This is a genomic window from Staphylococcus caeli, from assembly GCF_051413795.1.
GTDB classification, from domain to species: Bacteria; Bacillota; Bacilli; order Staphylococcales; family Staphylococcaceae; genus Staphylococcus; species Staphylococcus caeli_A.
Map to the genome: position 1 here is coordinate 23,546 of NZ_JBOIRQ010000018.1, position 17,536 is coordinate 41,081.

Annotated in this window: 17 protein-coding genes; 15 read left to right on the plus strand and 2 right to left on the minus strand. The window is 34.4% G+C overall.

Annotated elements, in window-relative coordinates:
- The first annotated feature begins 436 nt into the window (after nt 1-436).
- The 7 genes from ACSULM_RS09630 to ACSULM_RS09660 all read left to right on the plus strand — a co-directional run bounded on the left by ACSULM_RS09630 (nt 437) and on the right by ACSULM_RS09660 (nt 5,835).
- Complete coding sequence (locus tag ACSULM_RS09630; protein WP_436862399.1) at nt 437-1,246, plus strand: energy-coupling factor transporter ATPase; 810 nt, start codon at nt 437-439, stop codon at nt 1,244-1,246.
- Nucleotides 1,243-2,106, plus strand: coding sequence for an energy-coupling factor transporter ATPase (locus tag ACSULM_RS09635; protein ID WP_436862400.1), 864 nt, complete (start codon nt 1,243-1,245; stop codon nt 2,104-2,106). Before ACSULM_RS09630 ends, ACSULM_RS09635 begins: the two co-directional genes overlap by 4 nt.
- A complete protein-coding gene (locus tag ACSULM_RS09640) occupies nt 2,096-2,902 on the plus strand; it encodes an energy-coupling factor transporter transmembrane component T family protein (RefSeq protein ID WP_436862401.1) in 807 nt (268 codons plus the stop codon). The genes ACSULM_RS09635 and ACSULM_RS09640 overlap by 11 nt, the downstream gene beginning before the upstream one ends.
- Before the next feature lie 5 nt (nt 2,903-2,907).
- On the plus strand, nt 2,908-3,711 hold the full coding sequence (gene truA, locus ACSULM_RS09645) for a tRNA pseudouridine(38-40) synthase TruA (protein WP_436862403.1): 804 nt from the start codon (nt 2,908-2,910) through the stop codon (nt 3,709-3,711).
- Nucleotides 3,712-3,916: 205 nt separating this feature from the next.
- Nucleotides 3,917-4,354: a 50S ribosomal protein L13 gene (gene rplM / locus ACSULM_RS09650; protein ID WP_069995265.1), complete on the plus strand. Its 438-nt coding sequence runs from the start codon at nt 3,917-3,919 to the stop codon at nt 4,352-4,354.
- 19 nt (nt 4,355-4,373) lie between these two features.
- Nucleotides 4,374-4,766 carry a 30S ribosomal protein S9 gene (gene rpsI, locus ACSULM_RS09655; protein WP_069995266.1) on the plus strand — a complete coding sequence of 131 codons (393 nt, stop codon included), beginning with the start codon at nt 4,374-4,376 and terminating at the stop codon, nt 4,764-4,766.
- 202 nt (nt 4,767-4,968) lie between these two features.
- Nucleotides 4,969-5,835, plus strand: coding sequence for an alpha/beta hydrolase (locus ACSULM_RS09660; RefSeq protein ID WP_436862404.1), 867 nt, complete (start codon nt 4,969-4,971; stop codon nt 5,833-5,835).
- 70 nt (nt 5,836-5,905) lie between these two features.
- On the opposite strand, the gene ACSULM_RS09665 is transcribed toward ACSULM_RS09660, so the two are convergent.
- The gene (locus ACSULM_RS09665; RefSeq protein WP_436862405.1) at nt 5,906-6,898 is read right to left on the minus strand and encodes an LLM class flavin-dependent oxidoreductase; all 993 of its coding nucleotides are present in this window, start codon (nt 6,896-6,898) and stop codon (nt 5,906-5,908) included.
- Between the two features lie 145 nt (nt 6,899-7,043).
- Here ACSULM_RS09665 and ACSULM_RS09670 point away from each other — a divergent pair, with 145 nt between their 5' ends.
- The 6 genes from ACSULM_RS09670 (at nt 7,044) to ACSULM_RS09695 (ending at nt 12,351) form a co-directional block, all read left to right on the plus strand.
- Nucleotides 7,044-8,051, plus strand: coding sequence for an NADP-dependent oxidoreductase (locus ACSULM_RS09670; protein ID WP_436862407.1), 1,008 nt, complete (start codon nt 7,044-7,046; stop codon nt 8,049-8,051).
- A 21-nt stretch (nt 8,052-8,072) separates the two neighbouring features.
- On the plus strand, nt 8,073-9,080 hold the full coding sequence (locus tag ACSULM_RS09675) for a zinc-binding alcohol dehydrogenase family protein (protein ID WP_436862408.1): 1,008 nt from the start codon (nt 8,073-8,075) through the stop codon (nt 9,078-9,080).
- A gap of 194 nt (nt 9,081-9,274) precedes the next feature.
- Nucleotides 9,275-10,858: a BCCT family transporter gene (locus ACSULM_RS09680; RefSeq protein ID WP_436862409.1), complete on the plus strand. Its 1,584-nt coding sequence runs from the start codon at nt 9,275-9,277 to the stop codon at nt 10,856-10,858.
- A gap of 131 nt (nt 10,859-10,989) precedes the next feature.
- A complete protein-coding gene (amaP, locus tag ACSULM_RS09685) occupies nt 10,990-11,526 on the plus strand; it encodes an alkaline shock response membrane anchor protein AmaP (protein ID WP_436862410.1) in 537 nt (178 codons plus the stop codon).
- Nucleotides 11,527-11,538: 12 nt separating this feature from the next.
- Nucleotides 11,539-11,778, plus strand: coding sequence for a DUF2273 domain-containing protein (locus ACSULM_RS09690; protein ID WP_436854810.1), 240 nt, complete (start codon nt 11,539-11,541; stop codon nt 11,776-11,778).
- A gap of 72 nt (nt 11,779-11,850) precedes the next feature.
- A complete protein-coding gene (locus ACSULM_RS09695) occupies nt 11,851-12,351 on the plus strand; it encodes an Asp23/Gls24 family envelope stress response protein (protein ID WP_436862411.1) in 501 nt (166 codons plus the stop codon).
- A 194-nt stretch (nt 12,352-12,545) separates the two neighbouring features.
- Here the strand turns inward: ACSULM_RS09695 and ACSULM_RS09700 are convergent, their stop codons facing one another.
- Nucleotides 12,546-14,504 carry an IucA/IucC family protein gene (locus tag ACSULM_RS09700; protein WP_436862412.1) on the minus strand — a complete coding sequence of 653 codons (1,959 nt, stop codon included), beginning with the start codon at nt 14,502-14,504 and terminating at the stop codon, nt 12,546-12,548.
- Nucleotides 14,505-14,606: 102 nt separating this feature from the next.
- Here ACSULM_RS09700 and ACSULM_RS09705 point away from each other — a divergent pair, with 102 nt between their 5' ends.
- Together ACSULM_RS09705 and ACSULM_RS09710 are read left to right on the plus strand one after the other, a co-directional pair.
- The gene (locus ACSULM_RS09705; protein ID WP_436862413.1) at nt 14,607-15,782 is read left to right on the plus strand and encodes an MFS transporter; all 1,176 of its coding nucleotides are present in this window, start codon (nt 14,607-14,609) and stop codon (nt 15,780-15,782) included.
- A complete protein-coding gene (locus ACSULM_RS09710) occupies nt 15,779-17,536 on the plus strand; it encodes an IucA/IucC family protein (RefSeq protein ID WP_436862414.1) in 1,758 nt (585 codons plus the stop codon). Before ACSULM_RS09705 ends, ACSULM_RS09710 begins: the two co-directional genes overlap by 4 nt.

Below are 17,536 nucleotides of genomic sequence, written 5' to 3' on the forward strand. Positions count from 1 at the left end.
ATAATAACCCTTATGACATATATTAAACTTTGTTTAGAAGTGAATAGAGGATTAAGACTGAGATAAAATAAATGTTCTAGGTTCATGTTTAATTAGGCAGTAGTTGACTGAATTGAAAATATAAAGTCTCACTGCTTAATTCATTAATTTAGTGAGACTCATACCTGAGCTACAGCTAAGGTAAACTTTTCAATCCTAGTCAACCTTGCCGGGGTGGGACAACGAAATCTTTATTAGAAAAATGATTTCTGTCCCACTCCCATAAGAAACACTAACTAAACTTTGTTTAGAAGTGAATAGAGGATCACCTTCGCTAAAGCGAATGCATAAGAAACACTAACTAAACTTTGTTTAGAAGTGTTTCTAAACTTCGCGATTTCATGTAAAATAGATAAGGTGTATTATTAAAATTGATAAAATTTTGGAGGCAAATGATATGGATGTGCAAGAAAATATTATTACATTTAAACATGTTTCTTTTAAATATAATAGTGATGAATCTCTTGCACTAAAAGATGTGTCATTTGACATTCCCAAAGGCAAGTGGACATCTATCGTTGGTCATAATGGTTCTGGTAAGTCTACAATTGCAAAGTTAATGGTAGGTATTGAATCACCGTTAGAAGGATCGGTTAATTTAAATGAACAGACTATTACTGAGGAAAACAAAAACAAACTACGAAAACATATAGGTATTGTTTTTCAAAATCCTGAAAATCAATTCGTAGGTTCGACTGTTGAATTTGATGTGGCATTCGGATTAGAAAATAATAGTGTCTCATATGAAGATATGCATGAATTAGTGCCTCAAGCACTTGAAGATGTAGAAATGTTAGACAGATTGGATTATGAGCCACAATCGCTCTCAGGTGGCCAAAAGCAACGAGTTGCAATTGCAGGTGTGCTTGCTCTTGAAACTGACATTATCATTTTAGATGAAGCAACTTCAATGTTAGATCCTGAAGGTAGAAAAGAACTTATAGCGTTAATACATCGTTTAAAAGATGAAAAAGAAGTTACAATTATTTCCATAACGCATGATCTTACAGAAGCAGCAGAAGCCGATTACTTAGTCGTATTAAATGAAGGACAAGTATATCAAACAGGATTACCTCATGAAATTTTTAATGATGGTGATCAATTAGCACAAATTGGACTAGATTTGCCTTTTTCAATAAGAATGCATAGAGCATTAGTAGGGTGCGCAGATTACATAACGTATGAAGGGTTGGTAAATAAACTATGACAGTTAAATTTAGCCAAGTAAGCTATACTTACCAAAAAGGCACACCCTTTGAACATTTAGCGATTCAAAATATAATCACATCTTTTGAACAAGGAAAATATTATGCCATTATTGGGCAAACAGGTTCTGGTAAATCAACACTTATCCAACATCTGAATGGACTGCTGAAACCTTCGGAAGGTAATTTGAAAATAGATGATATTACAATCACACATAAAACTAAAGACAAAGTATTAAAAGAAGTACGTAAACGAATAGGGATGGTATTTCAATTTCCAGAATCTCAATTATTTGAGGATTCTGTAGAACGAGAAATTTTATTTGGACCTAAAAATTTTGGAATGCCTATAGAAGAAGTAAAGGAAAGGGCATTTCAATTATTGATGGATTTTGGTTTCAATAGAGATATATTTCAGCAATCACCTTTTCAAATGTCAGGTGGACAAATGAGAAAGATTGCAATTACATCAATTTTAGCGATGGACCCTGACATCGTAATATTAGATGAACCTACGGCAGGTCTTGATCCAAAGAGTAGAAAACAAATCATGGAAATTATTAAAAAATTACAACTAGAACAGAACAAAACAATTATTTTGGTTACCCATGAAATGAATGATGTTGCAACTTATGTGGATGAAATTAAAATAATGAATCAAGGGCAGCTTGTGGAAACATGTGATCCTAGAACATTGTTTAGTGATACACAATATGTAAGTCATTTACATTTAGATGTACCAGATATTGTTAAACTGCAACGTGACATTGAACATAAACATCAATATGAGTTTGATAAGGTTGCGTTGACCGAAGCTGAATTTATTGAAATGTATAAGGAGTGGCAAAAAGATGAAAGATAAATTTATCATTGGCCGCTACTTGCCATTAGATTCTAAAATACATCGACTCGATCCTAGGGCAAAGTTAATATTTGTCTTTATTTTTATTATTTTAATATTTTTTGCGCATTCATTTGGTACATATTTATGGCTATTGGTATTAATTCTTGCGTTTATGAAACTTGCCCATATTAAATTGTGGTTTTTAGTCAAAGGACTCACACCTATATGGATTTTCTTAGTGTTTACGTTTCTCATGCATTTGTTTTTCACCAAAGGAGGAACTACGCTATTCGAATTGAGTTTTATCACTATTGATATGAATGGCGTGCTAGAAGGAATCTATATTGTGTTAAGATTAATGTTTATTATAATGGTTTCGACTATTATGACATTGAGCACAAGCCCCATTGATTTAACTGATGCGTTCGAAAAACTGCTTTCACCACTTAAAATTGTGAAAATTCCAGTGCATCAGTTGAGTATGATGATGTCCATTGCGTTACGGTTCATTCCAACGCTTATGAACGAATTAGATAAGATAATACTTGCTCAGAAGTCTCGTGGCTCTGAGATTAGCTCTGGTGGACTAATCAATAGATTTAAAGCATTTATACCGCTTTTTATACCGCTATTTATTTCTGCTTTTCAGAGAGCTGAAGATTTAGCCATTGCGATGGAAGTAAGAGGTTATGATACAAAACATGAACGAACAAGTTATCGGAGGTTGCAGTGGAAATGGCAAGATAGCTTAATATTGTTATTATTAATTCCAATCGCAATCATATTATTTGGCTTAAAATATATAGGAGTGTAATAAGCATGCGTGTCTTAGTAAATATTTCATATCAAGGGAGCCAGTTTCTTGGCTTTCAAATACAGCAAAATGGTAGGACCGTCCAACAACAATTTGAAAAAATACTGAAGCGTATGCATAAACGAGATGTTCGTATACACCCAAGCAGCAGAACCGATAGGGGTGTACATGCACTAGAACAGTATTTTCATTTTGATACAGACCTCAACATTCCTGCACAACAATGGCAATATGCTATGAATCGTGCTTTACCTGACGATGTGTATGTGAATGATGTTCGCTTTGTAGAAGAAGATTTTCACTGTCGCTATGATTGCGTAGGTAAATCTTACCGCTATAAAATATATCAAGCTGCGCATAAAGATCCATTTTTAAGTGGTTTGAAGACTTTTATGAGTGATGAATTAGATTTGGAAGCAATGAATGAGGCAGCGCAACATTTTATTGGTACACATGATTTCACAGGGTTTTGTTCGCAAAAAACTGAAGTTGAAAGTAAAGTGCGAACGCTCTATGAAAGTCGTATTGAACGTACAGAAGCAGGTTTTGATTATATCGTTACAGGTTCAGGTTTTTTATATAATATGGTGCGTGTACTGATTGCATTTTTAATAGAAGTTGGAAAAGGGAAGCGTCTACCAAACGAGGTACCAACACTATTAGAAGCGAAAGATCGTAATCAAGTACCCTTTACTGCACCAGCAGAAGGACTGTATTTAGAGAAGATTTATTTAACACCATCTGAGCTAATACAAGAGTTTGGTAAAGATATAAAAATACATCAAAAAAAATCATCACAAAATCACTAAATTACATTGACAAAACGACAGAAAAATTATACGATAACTAACGGTATTGTTTTATATCACCCACGATAAGCCCCGGAATCTTATTGTGTAACACGATATAGAAGCACGTAGAAACAAACAATTAACAAAATAAATGAAATCTATGCTTTAAACAGTATACAACTATTAAACGAGAAACATTTATTTATTCTAGGAGGACAATTATATGCGTCAAACATTTATGGCTAATGAATCAAACATTGAGCGCAAATGGTATGTTATTGATGCTGAAGGTAAAACACTTGGTCGTTTATCATCAGAAGTAGCAGCTATTTTACGCGGTAAAAATAAAGTAACTTACACACCACACGTTGATACAGGTGATTACGTAATCGTCATCAACGCTTCAAAAATCCATTTCACTGGTAACAAAGAGCGCGATAAAATGTACTATCGTCACTCAAACCACCCAGGCGGAATCAAATCAATTTCTGCTGGTGAGTTAAAAGCAACAAACCCAGAACGTTTACTTGAAAACTCAATTAAAGGAATGCTACCAAGCACTCGTTTAGGCGAAAAACAAGGTAAAAAATTATTTGTATATGGTGGCGCTGAACATCCACACGCTGCACAACAACCAGAAAACTACGAGTTACGTGGTTAATTAAAAGGAGGAAATTACATTGGCACAAGTTGAATATAGAGGCACAGGCCGTCGTAAAAACTCAGTAGCACGTGTACGTTTAGTACCAGGTGAAGGTAACATCACAGTTAACGGACGTGATGTACGTAGCTACTTACCATTCGAATCATTAATTTTAGACATTAACCAAGCATTTGATGTTACAGAAACTAAAGGTAACTACGATGTATTAGTTAACGTTCATGGCGGAGGATTCACTGGACAAGCGCAAGCAATTCGTCACGGTATCTCTCGTGCATTATTAGAAGCAGATCCTGAATACAGAGGTTCTTTAAAACGTGCTGGATTACTTACTCGTGACCCACGTATGAAAGAACGTAAAAAACCAGGTCTTAAAAAAGCTCGTCGTTCTCCACAGTTCTCAAAACGTTAATATTGCCAAACTGTTGCGAAATTCTTTCGCATTCAGATTTGTGTTTATATAGAATCAACGTTTCAACGCTCCAGCATTGGCTGGGGCGTTTTTTTGTATTTATTTAAAACCACAGCTAATTTAAAAAGTACTTAAAGGTGGCAATCTTACACATTTAACATATAATAAGTATACGTAATTATTAAATTTGGGGAATGTGATTATGAAACGGAAAATTGGGAAACGTTATATAACTCTGGCACTAATGATTGCGATAGTAATCCTGACTGTCACCTTTACATTTTTAATCGCAAATAATAAAGCAAAATTAAAACAAACGAATGATGCTACGATTCCGACTTTTTACCTACATGGTTATGTAGGTACGGAAAATTCTATGAAATATTTGGTAGAATCTGCGATCGATACGAAATCGGCAGATCAAGTAGTGAAGGCTAATGTTTCTAAAAATGGAATGGTGACATTTGATGGCAAATTAAAGACGCGATCTAAGCATCCTGTTATCGATATTATACTTGAAGACAATTCAAATAAAGATTTAGAAAAAAATGCACAATGGATTGAAAATGTCATTGTTGCTACAATGGCGGAGTATCATTTCGATAAGTTTAATTTTGTTGCGCATTCAATGGGAAATCAATCATTTAGTTATTATATGCTAAAGTATGGTTCCGATTCGCATTTACCACAGTTAAATAAGCAAGTAAGTCTGGCAGGGAATTTCAATGGGGAAGTAAGTATAAATGGTCTCGATTTGGATATTACGTTAGACAGTGAAGGTAAACCCAATGAAATGTTAAAAGAATATCGTGGATTACTAGACATGAAATCGCATTATCCGAATACTGCACAAGTCTTGAATATATACGGTGATTTAAAAGATGGTACATATTCAGATGGTCGTGTGACGAATGTCTCATCTAGAGCATTAGAGTATTTATTAGGTGGGAATATTGCGAGTTACGAAACATATAAGGTGACAGGTCCAAAGGCGGAGCATAGCGAACTGCATGATAATTCAGTTGTTATAAATAAAATTAATTCATTTTTATGGGGAACTGAAAAATAATTAAATACAACAAATAAGCCAGTGGTTACCGTTCTATTAGAATGAGTGACACTGGCCTTTAATTTGTCATTTATGAATTTGCTTGTGCAACTAATTTTAGTAATTGTTCCCGATTGTCTTCACCATAGACGTGTGGTTGAATCATAATTTCATCGACTTCATACATTGTCACCATTGATTTCAAATCTTTTATTACAGAATTTGGTGAACCAACTATGACACGGTTCTGTTGTTGATTTATTTTTTCTAATTCTCGTTTTGAATAGTCTCTGTGTGTTGCGTAATCAATGGATGGATAGTATTTAGGTTGATCTAAGTAGCCAATGCGCAATAGCCATAAATGAAAGGCACGGGATAAACCTTCTAGTTGCGCATCATTATCCGCTGTAATAACAAACGTACTCATTATCACATATGATTGTAACTCAGGATGTTGTTGGCTAAATGTATTGCGATAATGTGAGATAACCGATTGTAGGTGAGATTTGTTTTGACCCATATTTGCAATAACAAATGGTAACCCTTGTTGTGCGGCAAGTGTAGCACTGGATTTGCTTGTCCCTAAAATAAACATCCCTGGCTTGGTATTGATGCGTGGCGTAGCGTACAAGTCTTTGTGTCGGTGATTCATATGCGCATGATCATTAAAGTAATGTATTAAATCTTTAATTTGCGTAAGATAATCTACTTTTTCGGTTTTATATTCGTTCAGAGCTTGATTCACATTTTTAAAACTAGGTGAGTGACCTGTGCCAAGATTAACACGATGTGGGTGGCGTGCTTCCATAATTTTAAATATTTCGGCCACTTTATAAGCACTATAGTGCGGTAACATGACACCACCACTACCAATTTGTATATTAGTGGTATTTTCTAAAAGTGACATCATAACCATTTCTGGAGCACTAGATGCCACAGAAAATACTTGATGGTGTTCTGCGACCCAATAGCGATGATAGTTTAAACGCTCAGCTATTTGGGCTAATTCTACTGTGTGGTTTATGGCCTGTGTTGCATCACGACCCTCAAATATAGGCACATAATCTAATATACTTAATTTCAATTAACTATCCCCAATCTGACGGTAAACATTTTCCAAATTTATAAATATAGCATAACATGGTGATTTATCATTGCATAAGCGATTTGATTGCTTGCACATTTGTATAGATATAGAATGATATCAAAGAGTGAATGGAGGTAATATAATGAAAACAGAACGTGTCGTATTAGCAAAGAGACCTGAAGGCATGCCGAATTCAGAGATTTTCAGATATGAAGATGTAGAGGTGGCACATCCAGTAGATGATGAAATTCAAGTAGAGGCATTATATATTTCGGTCGATCCATATATGCGCGGACGTATGAGTGACTCCAAATCGTATGTTACGCCATTCCAAATTGACGAACCACTCGTAGGGCATGTAGTTGCTCGTGTGACAGAATCTAAAGCACAGGGATTTGAACAAGGCGACATTGTCACTGGAATGTTTCCATGGCAAAAAACAGTGAATATTGAAGCGAAACAAGCACTTAAAGTGACTCAAACGGATATTTCACTATATCTATATCTCAGTGTATTAGGCATGACAGGGCAAACAGCCTATCATGGTTTATTGAAAATTGGTCAACCTCAAGCTGGTGAAACAGTTGTCGTATCTGCTGCCTCAGGTGCAGTAGGATCAGTAGTAGGACAAATCGCAAAATTAAAAGGTGCATATGTTGTTGGTATTGCTGGTGGACAAACGAAGACGCAATATTTAACAGAAACGCTTGGATTTGATGCAGGTGTTGATTATAAAGCCGAAGATTTTTCAGCACAATTAGCTGAAGCTGTACCTAATGGGGTAGATGTTTATTTTGAAAATGTAGGCGGAGATATTGCGGATGAAGTGATGCAACACTTAAATCAATTTGCACGTATTCCGGTATGTGGCACGATTTCTAACTATAATGATACTGAAATTGAATATGGCCCACGTATCCAACCTATTATTATAAAAGCGCAAGCCTTGATGCAAGGATTTATTGTGGCAAATTATGCCGATGATTTTGCGAATGCAAGTCAAGCATTGGCTCAATGGGTTCAAGAAGATAAGATTAAGACTAAAACGTCTATTGAGGACGGTTTTGAACGATTGCCAGAAGCATTTAGAAATTTATTTACTGGTGATAATTTTGGAAAACAAGTTGTAAAAGTGTCAGATAATGCGTGATAATTAAAGGAGATGCATACCATGAAAGCGATTGGTGCAGATAGCAATTTTAATTTAGATGAAGGAAATTTATTTTATGAATATGAAACAGCTGAACAAGAGCCGAAAGCGCATGAGTTACGCGTTCGAGTACATGCAGTTAGCGTTAATCCAGTTGATACAAAAATAAGAAAAACACCTGTCGAACAAGCGCCACGTGTACTTGGTTATGACGGTGTGGGTGTCGTCGAAGCTGTTGGCCCAGACGTGAGTCACTTTAACATTGGTGATGAAGTCTATTATTCTGGCTCTCCCAAATATCAAGGTTCTAATCAAGAAGTGCAAGTCGTTGACGAACGATTAGTTGCTAAAAAACCTCAAAATTTGACGGATGTTGAAGCGGTAAGCTTGCCGTTAACTGGATTGACTGCTTATGAAACACTATTTGATGTTTTCAAAATTTCAAAAAATCCAAAAGAGAACAGTGGTAAATCTATATTAATTATCAATGGTGCAGGTGGCGTTGGCAGTATTGCGACACAAATTGCTAAGTATTATGGATTACATGTGATTACAACTGCTGGGCGTGAAGAAACAATAGAATGGTCTAAAACAATGGGTGCAGAAATTGTACTTAATCATAAAAATGATTTAGCAGAGGAATTCAAAAAATATGAAATAAGTGAAGTCGATTATGTATTTTGTACATTTGATACGGATATGTATTATAAAAAAATGATTGAGCTTGTTAAACCTAGAGGTACGATTGCTACGATTGTCGCTTTTAAAGATAAACAGGACCTCAATTTATTAAAACAAAAAAGTATCACCTTTACACATGAGTTTATGTCGGCACGTCCATTGCACGAAACGGAAGATATGTACGTTCACAGAGACTATTTAATGGATATGACTGAAAAGGTCGAAGCGGGCATTTATAAACCAACGGTCACTGAAGTTGTCAATGGACTTACTGTGCACCATTTATATGAGGCGCATGTTAAATTAGAAAATCAAAGTATGATTGGCAAACTAGTGATTAAATTATAAATAAATAGCATAATAGTAAAAACATCTTCTAATCTTTGGAGTATCCAAGCTAGTTAGAAGGTGTTTTTGTTTGTATGAGATTTTAATAGGTTGTTTAAAATATAACAGATTGAGCGCATATACTGGTGATACGCTTAAACACAATAAGATAGGGTATGAGTGTTATATAAACTAAGGGAGAGTGTATATTTGTTATGCGATTAAATAAGTTAACGGTCGTATTTTGGGTAGCATTATCAATCTGTACATTGTTTGTAATATATGGAGCGATTTTGCCTAAACAGCTAGAAACTGTAACTCAAAATATAACTAATTTTATTGCAGTCAATTTTGGCTGGTATTATTTATTACTTGTACTATTTATTTTAATTGTGTGTGTGTATCTATTATTCTCAAGATACGCATCAATCACGTTAGGTGAAGAGGGAGAAGATCCTGAATTCTCATTAAAATCATGGTTTGCAATGTTATTTAGTGCAGGTATGGGTATTGGTTTAGTATTTTGGACAACTGCTGAACCGATAAGTCATGCATTTACATTAACGCCATTACATAAAGCAGGGACGCAGACGGCGATTAATGAAGCGATGCAGTTTTCATTTTTCCATTGGGGTGTTCATGCTTGGGCAGTCTACGGCATTGTTGGACTTGTATTTGCCTATTTCAATTTCCATAAAGGTTATCCAGGTTTAGTCAGTGCAACATTAACGCCAATTCTTGGAGCTAAAATGATGCGTGGACCAATAGGTGGTTCAATCGATGTATTAGCCATTATAGCCACTGTGACTGGAGTTGCAGCAACACTTGGATTCGGTGCACTTCAAATAAACGAAGGTTTGAATTTCCTATTTAATGTACCTTCAAACTTTGGAACGCAAGTGATTATTATCGTGATCGCAACGATATTATTTACATGGTCGGCATGGTCAGGTATCGACAAAGGTATTAAAAATTTAAGTAATATTAATATGATTTTAGCCTTTGTAGTATTAATAGTGCTATTTTGCGTTGGACCGACTTTGAATATTTTAAATACATTTACAAACTCATTTGGTGATTATATTGCTAATTTCTTTAATATGAGTTTACGTATTCCACAATCTGGTGGCGAAAAATTCCAATGGCTACAGCAATGGACGATATTCTATTGGGCTTGGTGGATTTCGTGGGCGCCATTTGTAGGTATCTTTATTGCTCGTGTGTCGAGAGGTAGAACGATTAAAGAATTCATTCTTGGCGTATTGTTTGTGCCAGCAGTTGTTTGTTTCTTATTCTTTGCAGTATTTGGTGCTTCAGCTATTTACTTACAGCAAAACGGAATTGCAAATATTGCAAAACAGGCAACAGAAACAGCCACATTTGCAACATTAGAACATTTTCCATTAGGATTCCTATTAAGTATTATTACGCTAGTGGTAATTATGATTTTCTTTGTTACATCTGCAGACTCAGCAACGTATGTACTTGGCATGCTAAGTTCAAAAGGAAGCATTAACCCATCTGGTTTTGTAAAAGTAAGTTGGGGCATTATCTTGGCATTATTTGCAATGATTATGATTTATACTGGCGGAACTCAATCGATTCAGAACTTATTAATCATTGCGGCATTACCATTTTCTGTGGTCATTATTTTAATGATTTGGTCGCTCTTTAAATCATTAGCGATAGAGAAGCCAAGACCAAGTAATAAATTGTTTGTTTCTGATGATAAATTTTTACAATATCGTAAATCGCATCAAGAAGACGCTCACACGAATGATAAGGATTTATCAAAATAAAAGTACTTGTCCTCTACATTTCCAAAAAGTTAAAAATAAAATTCAATAAAAATGTTTCTAAGAATTTTTTTGGGGGTATTAAGGCTATATGACAAGTACATATTATTTAAGCATAGGAGGTGTCATACGAGGTGAAACGACTTAAGAATTTTATCCTTGGCCTTTTAATTGTAGTAATCGTTGGCTTTTTACTCTTTATGTATATACAAGATTCAAGAATTAGCCAATACCAAGATTATTTTATGCAATTTAATTGGTTCGAACCAACTCTAATTGGTTTGGCAGCATTACTCATTGTAATAGGTCTCATATTAGTATTCAGCTTGTTTAAACCTACGTATAGAAAACCTGGACTTTATAAAGATTTTGAAGATGGTCACATTTATGTTTCGAGAAAAGCGGTTGAAAAATCAGCTTACGATACATTGACAAAATATGATCAAATACGTCAACCGAACGTTATTGCAAAACTTTATAACAAGAAGAAGAAATCACATATCGCATTAAAAGCAGATTTCTTTGTTCCTGGAGATGTTCAAGTTAAATCTTTAACGGAAGAAATTAGAAATGACATCAAGCAGAATGTAGAACATTTTACAGAATTGCCTGTATCTAAATTAGAGGTTAATGTTAGAGATCAAAAAACCTCAGGCAAACGTGTGTTGTAAGGGAGGGTTATCATGGCTAACAATAATAACCAAAATGGACAAGATTCTACGCAAGAAGTGGTTGAATTTTTCAAGACATTTAAATGGAGAATTATCGGTTTCTTAGCATTCTTAATCATTGCAATATTGTTCTTAACATTAGGTTTTTGGAGCACAATTTTAATTTTAGTATTATGTTTCATTGGAGTTGGAATTGGGTATACTAAAGACCGTAAGCAAGACTTTTTAAATTTCCTTAATCGATGGAGTTAATTGATTAGGAAACAAGATTTTTGATTAAAATAATAAAAAATATAAATTTTATACAGTAAAGGAGAATGTATTATGGCAGTAGATAACAACAAAGCGAAACAAGCTTATGACAACCAAACAGGTGTGAATGAGAAAGAGCAAGAAAGAAGACAAGAACAACAAAACCAAGAACCTCAATTTTCTAACAAATTATCATTTTCAGATGAAGTTATTGAAAAAATCGCTGGTATCGCAGCTCGCGAAGTAAGTGGTATCTTAGAAATGAAAGGCGGATTTGTTGATAACATTTCTAACTCATTCGGAAGCAGCAACAATGTAACACAAGGTGTTAGCGTTGAAGTTGGAGAAAAACAAGCAGCTGTTGATTTGAAAGTTGTTTTAGAATATGGTGAATCTGCACCAAAAATCTTCCGTAAAGTTACTGACTTAGTTAAAGAACAAGTGAAATATATCACTGGTCTTGATGTAGTAGAAGTTAACATGCGCGTTGAAGACGTAATGACTAAAAAAGAATGGTCACAAAAAAATGAAAAAAGCCAAAACTCAGGTAACGAGAACAAAGGTTTACAATAATCATTAATTGACCAATTAAAAATGGGAGTGGGACAGAAAGCTAATTTTCTAATAAAGATTTCGTAGTCCCACCCCGGCAAAGATGACTAGAGTTGAAAAAAGCTTGATATAAGCGCATTTTCAATTCAGTCATCTACTGCCTAATTGAAAAGAGTCCGGTACGTTTATTTATGTCCCGGACTCTTTTTTTGTGTTTAATGATGTGTTTCTAGATATAAAGGATTATCAACTTGAATATAAGTATAATAATCAGCTTCATCTTCTAAACGCATAGTAGTAACACATTTATAATCAATTTTAGGAGCAAAGAGTGTGGCTGCAATCTGCTGAATCCTATCGTTGTCATCCATTGTAGCAGCGATATCATCTAGCTTTTCAACCAATTTTGCTCGTACAATCGTCCAAATCTGAGTTTCTAAAGAAATATCTTCAGATGATTGTGCAATGGTTGCAATGAGTTCACCTAAATGATTTTGGATACTGGAATAGAATACTTTGTTAAAAACAGTTTGAGCACTATCTGTCAGAATAAGCGATTTTTCGTGAAACGTCGTCGTTTGGTAGCCCATTGTATTTAAATAAGCTTCATCAATACGTAAGCCTTCAAAATCACGAATATACAATGTATGGATTAAACCATTACTGCTAAATGTGGCAATAGAATTTTGCAAATGTGCTTCTAAAGCTATACCGTATTTGACATAAAGTGGTAGTGCTAAATCAATTAAAGCTTGGCTATAAGTTTTGATCCACGTTAAGGCTGCCGTTTCATAACAATCTATTTGTTGCGACGCTGTATAATTTTTAATTAATGTCACAATAGGTGCTTCAAGATTATTGGCATATTGCGATACCAGGCTTGATGGAATCATTGGTACTGTATGTGGTGCAATCAAATTATAAATATTTTCTCTGAACAGTGTGCCTAATTGGGCACTTTTTTTAGGTTGAAGTGTCTCATCATCTTTGGGATTGTAAAAATGAATACCTGCCATTTCATCTATTGTTGCTGCGTTAATGTTTTTAAAAAGCGCATCATTAGCTTGGATATCATTTAAAATTTGAGTGACTTGTGGCCCATTAATTGTTGTTTGTTCAGATAAAGTTCGAATTTCACCAGTAATATGAACATTGGTAGATAATTTAATATGCGGTAAGCACTTTGGATACTTAGGCATTAATGTTCTGAATGACAGTCCAGCAAAATAATCTATTTCATAATTTAGAGGAACGATTTGATTGATTTCAAGTTCAGTTGCATAGTCCTGATATAAAACTGCTTGATACTGCCAAGGATGTACTGCCATTACATAATAGTTTTCGATTTGTTCATGTCCAACTGTCTGTTGTGCAATATCATATAATCCTTCGAATTGATCATATACTAATGCATTATAATTTTTATCTAATGACTCAACTTTAGCAATACTTTGATGAATAAGTATAAATTGCATTTTAATAGTATTTGCAAACTCAGAAGAATAAGCAATGGCTGTTTCTGGAGTCATACCTTTGCGCAATTTTGCACCTGGGTGAAGCGGATGACCTTCAATCACACTTTGTTCTGAAGCTAAATAACTGTCGGATGCATTGGCAATTAAATCAAAAATAGGATTATTATAGCCGTCGAGAGTCAGAGATTGATAACTTAATGCAATTGCCATGTTTGCGGAGCTATTATTAATATCTTCTTTAAATTGATAACTTGCCGCATTATCAAGGTGGGGTGCTTCAGTAAGAATGCAATCTAACACTTCATTTGGATGTAATACACGTTGTATTTTACTGTGATTTTCAAAATAAAATGGTCCTTCAACATCAATTCTATCGAAAGCATGGTGACCAGAAATTGGTGCATATAGGATTTTTTGTGAATGTGGAAAAGTTATTTTTAAAATTTCAGTGTGATCTGTTTCTATAGTAAATTTTAGTGTTTGTGCATTAATAACTGCACTATATTCACGACTATTCACTAAATTTTCTCTATGTAAAGAAGAGACAAGGCGTTGTGTAATCTTGTCACGACTTAGGAGTAATATGGATTTAAAATGATTCGCCCACTCAGGATTGAGCGTATTTAAATACGACAAAGCTTGTGCTTCATCATCTGTAAGATTATAAATTAAATCTTTATCTTTTTTTATAGAATTCATAATGCACCTCTAAAAAATTATTTTACAAACGTATAAGTTATTTGTATAATCCATAATATCGATAATGATAATTATTATCAATTAAAATACAGGAGGAATTTCATGGCAAAGTATTTTTTTCCTAGCTCATTCCTACTGTTTTTAGGAAATTGGATTGGACATATTACGTTAAATTGGTATGTATTTAGTCTCTATCATAACGCAATTTATCTTGGGTTGATAAATTTTTTCCGACTCGTACCTATTCTACTCATAAGTGTCTGGGCAGGGAATTTGGCAGATCGTTGTGAAAAGGGAAAACTATTAAGAATAACAGTCTTTAGTTCGTTTATTTTAACAACACTACTATGTATTCTAACATTCCAAAGTACAAAGTTACCTATAATTGTGTTTCTTTGTTATGCGCTCGGTCGAGGGATATTGAGTGCAGTGGAAACACCTGTACGTCAGGCTGTATTACCAGATATTTCCGATAGGTTTACGACAACGCAAGCAGTGTCCTATCATTCATTTATTATAAATATCTGCCGTTCGATAGGACCAGCTATCGCTGGATTAATCATGGCAGTTTATCATGCGGAAGTGGGCTTTGCAGCACAAGCTCTTTGTTACTTAATGGCACTGCTACTATGTTTACCATTAGACTTTCACAGGAATATAATGACAAAAGAAAGTTCAGAGTTAAGTTTAAAATATGTCATTAATTATTTTAAAGAAAACCAAACGGGTGGCAGAATATTTTTGACGTCACTACTCATTATGGCAACAGGTTTTACATATACGACATTATTACCAGTACTAACAGACAAAACATTTCCAAACCAAGTTGCAATATTTGGTAGTGCTATGACTTGTTGCGCTATTGGTGGCATCATAGCTACATTAATTTTACCTAATATTTTAGAGAAAATATCAACAGTGCAAATGTATTATTTAAGTTCTGTACTATTTGGTGTTTCACTCTTATTTTCAATTGTGAGTAATACGATTATTTTCTTCATCTCGCTGTTCTTTATCGGTTTATTTAGTCAATGGGCGCGTACGGCAAATCGGATATACTTTCAACATCGAGTAGATGAAGCACATAGAGGGAAAATATTGAGTGTAGTCATGATGGATAGAGGTATGATTCCATTAGGTGCCATACTTATGAGCTTTCTGACAGAATGGATAGGTATTGTTGAGACATTTATTATAATAGGTTTAAGTACATTGATGATTGCATTAGTATTTAGTGTAATTTTGAAACAAAGAAAAAGTGGAGGCAGTACAATATGAATCAAACAATTTGGCAATTGGCAGACAGAAATATACAATATCGAATCATTAACGCAATCATCAAAGAACAAATTTTTCCTGAAAATATGCACTTTAATGAAAATGATCATTCTGTTGAATTGCAATATCAAGGGCAAGTACTGTCAATTAATAAAGTGAAAAAAAGTGCCATGGAGCGTTATACATTTAATGGTCCGATTACTTATATCAAAGGTACTTACTATGAAGAGATTACGTCATTAGAATTGTTGCTTAAGTTATTGGATACGCAATTTGCGATTGCAATTAGTCAGCGTTTAACAGATGAATTGTGTTCGAGTAGAGAAGGATTTGCCTTGACGTACGATCATTTTAAACATAGACAAGCACTAATTCACGCCACATTGAAATTTTCAAAAATGCCAGATACAATCAATTTCTTCTCATGGCTTCAACATATGGAAGATAGTGACCATATTAATGATTTAAGCTATTCTGAAAGTCTTGTGGTCGAAGGTCACCCAACGCATCCGTTGTCAAAAACGAAATTGCCTTTAACGACAGATGAAGTGAAGCGCTATGCCCCAGAATTTGAAAAAATTATAAGCCTTCAATTGATGCTCATTCACAAAAATGATTGTGTAGTGACATCTATGGAAGGTGATGATGCCTATATGTTAGATACTGTATTACCAGAATACAGATATAAATTAAAAGCTTATTTGGCACCACATGAACTGGAATTGAATGACTATCGTGTAATACTTGTACATCCTTGGCAATATGAACACGTCATTTCAACTAAATATGCACAATGGATAGAGGAGAAACGATTAATTCCAACACCATTTGAAGTGGAATCTAAAGCAACATTATCGTTTAGAACGATGCAGTTAATCGACAAACCATTTCATATTAAATTACCAGTCAATGTTCAAGCAACAAGTGCTATTAGAACAGTATCAACTGTTACGACAGTCGATGGTCCTACGTTAAGTTATGAGTTGCAAGATATGTTAGATATTTATCCAGAATTACAAGTAGCGATGGAACCTTTTGGTATACATGCTAATACAAATGCAGATGATGCGCGTCATTTAGCATGTATTGTAAGGCATCAACCATACATTGCGGATAATGGTATTACATTAGTAACAGCTAGTTTAGTTAATAAGAATCCTGTAGATAACCAGGTAACTGTAGATAGTTATTTGAATTGGGTGAGTGATGGTGTATCAAAAGATAGTATTTTAAGATTTTTGAGTATTTATGCACAAACATTGATAAAACCATTAATCGCTTATATACAAGATTATGGTGTGGCATTGGAAGCACATATGCAGAATACTATCGTTAATTTAGGTCCAAATTATCAAATGCGCTTTATCGTTAGAGACTTAGGTGGCTCGAGAATCGATTTACAGACATTACAACATCAACGACCAAATTTAAAAATAACGAATACCAGTTTAATTGCCGAAAATATCGAAGCGGTCATCGCGAAATTCCAACATGCAGTGATACAAAATCAAATTGCAGAACTCATTCATCATTTTACGCAATATGAATTTGTTACGGAGGATGAATTGTTTAACGTGATTCGTGAAATTACAGAACGTGCAATCGATTCAGAAAAAGCACATGCGGATATATTAAGGCAAGTCCTTTTTGGACCGAAACTGACTGTTAAGGCACTATTGCGAATGAGAATGGAAGGTAAAGTAAAGCAGTATGTCACGATTGATTTGAACAATCCATTATATAAAGAGGTGTAA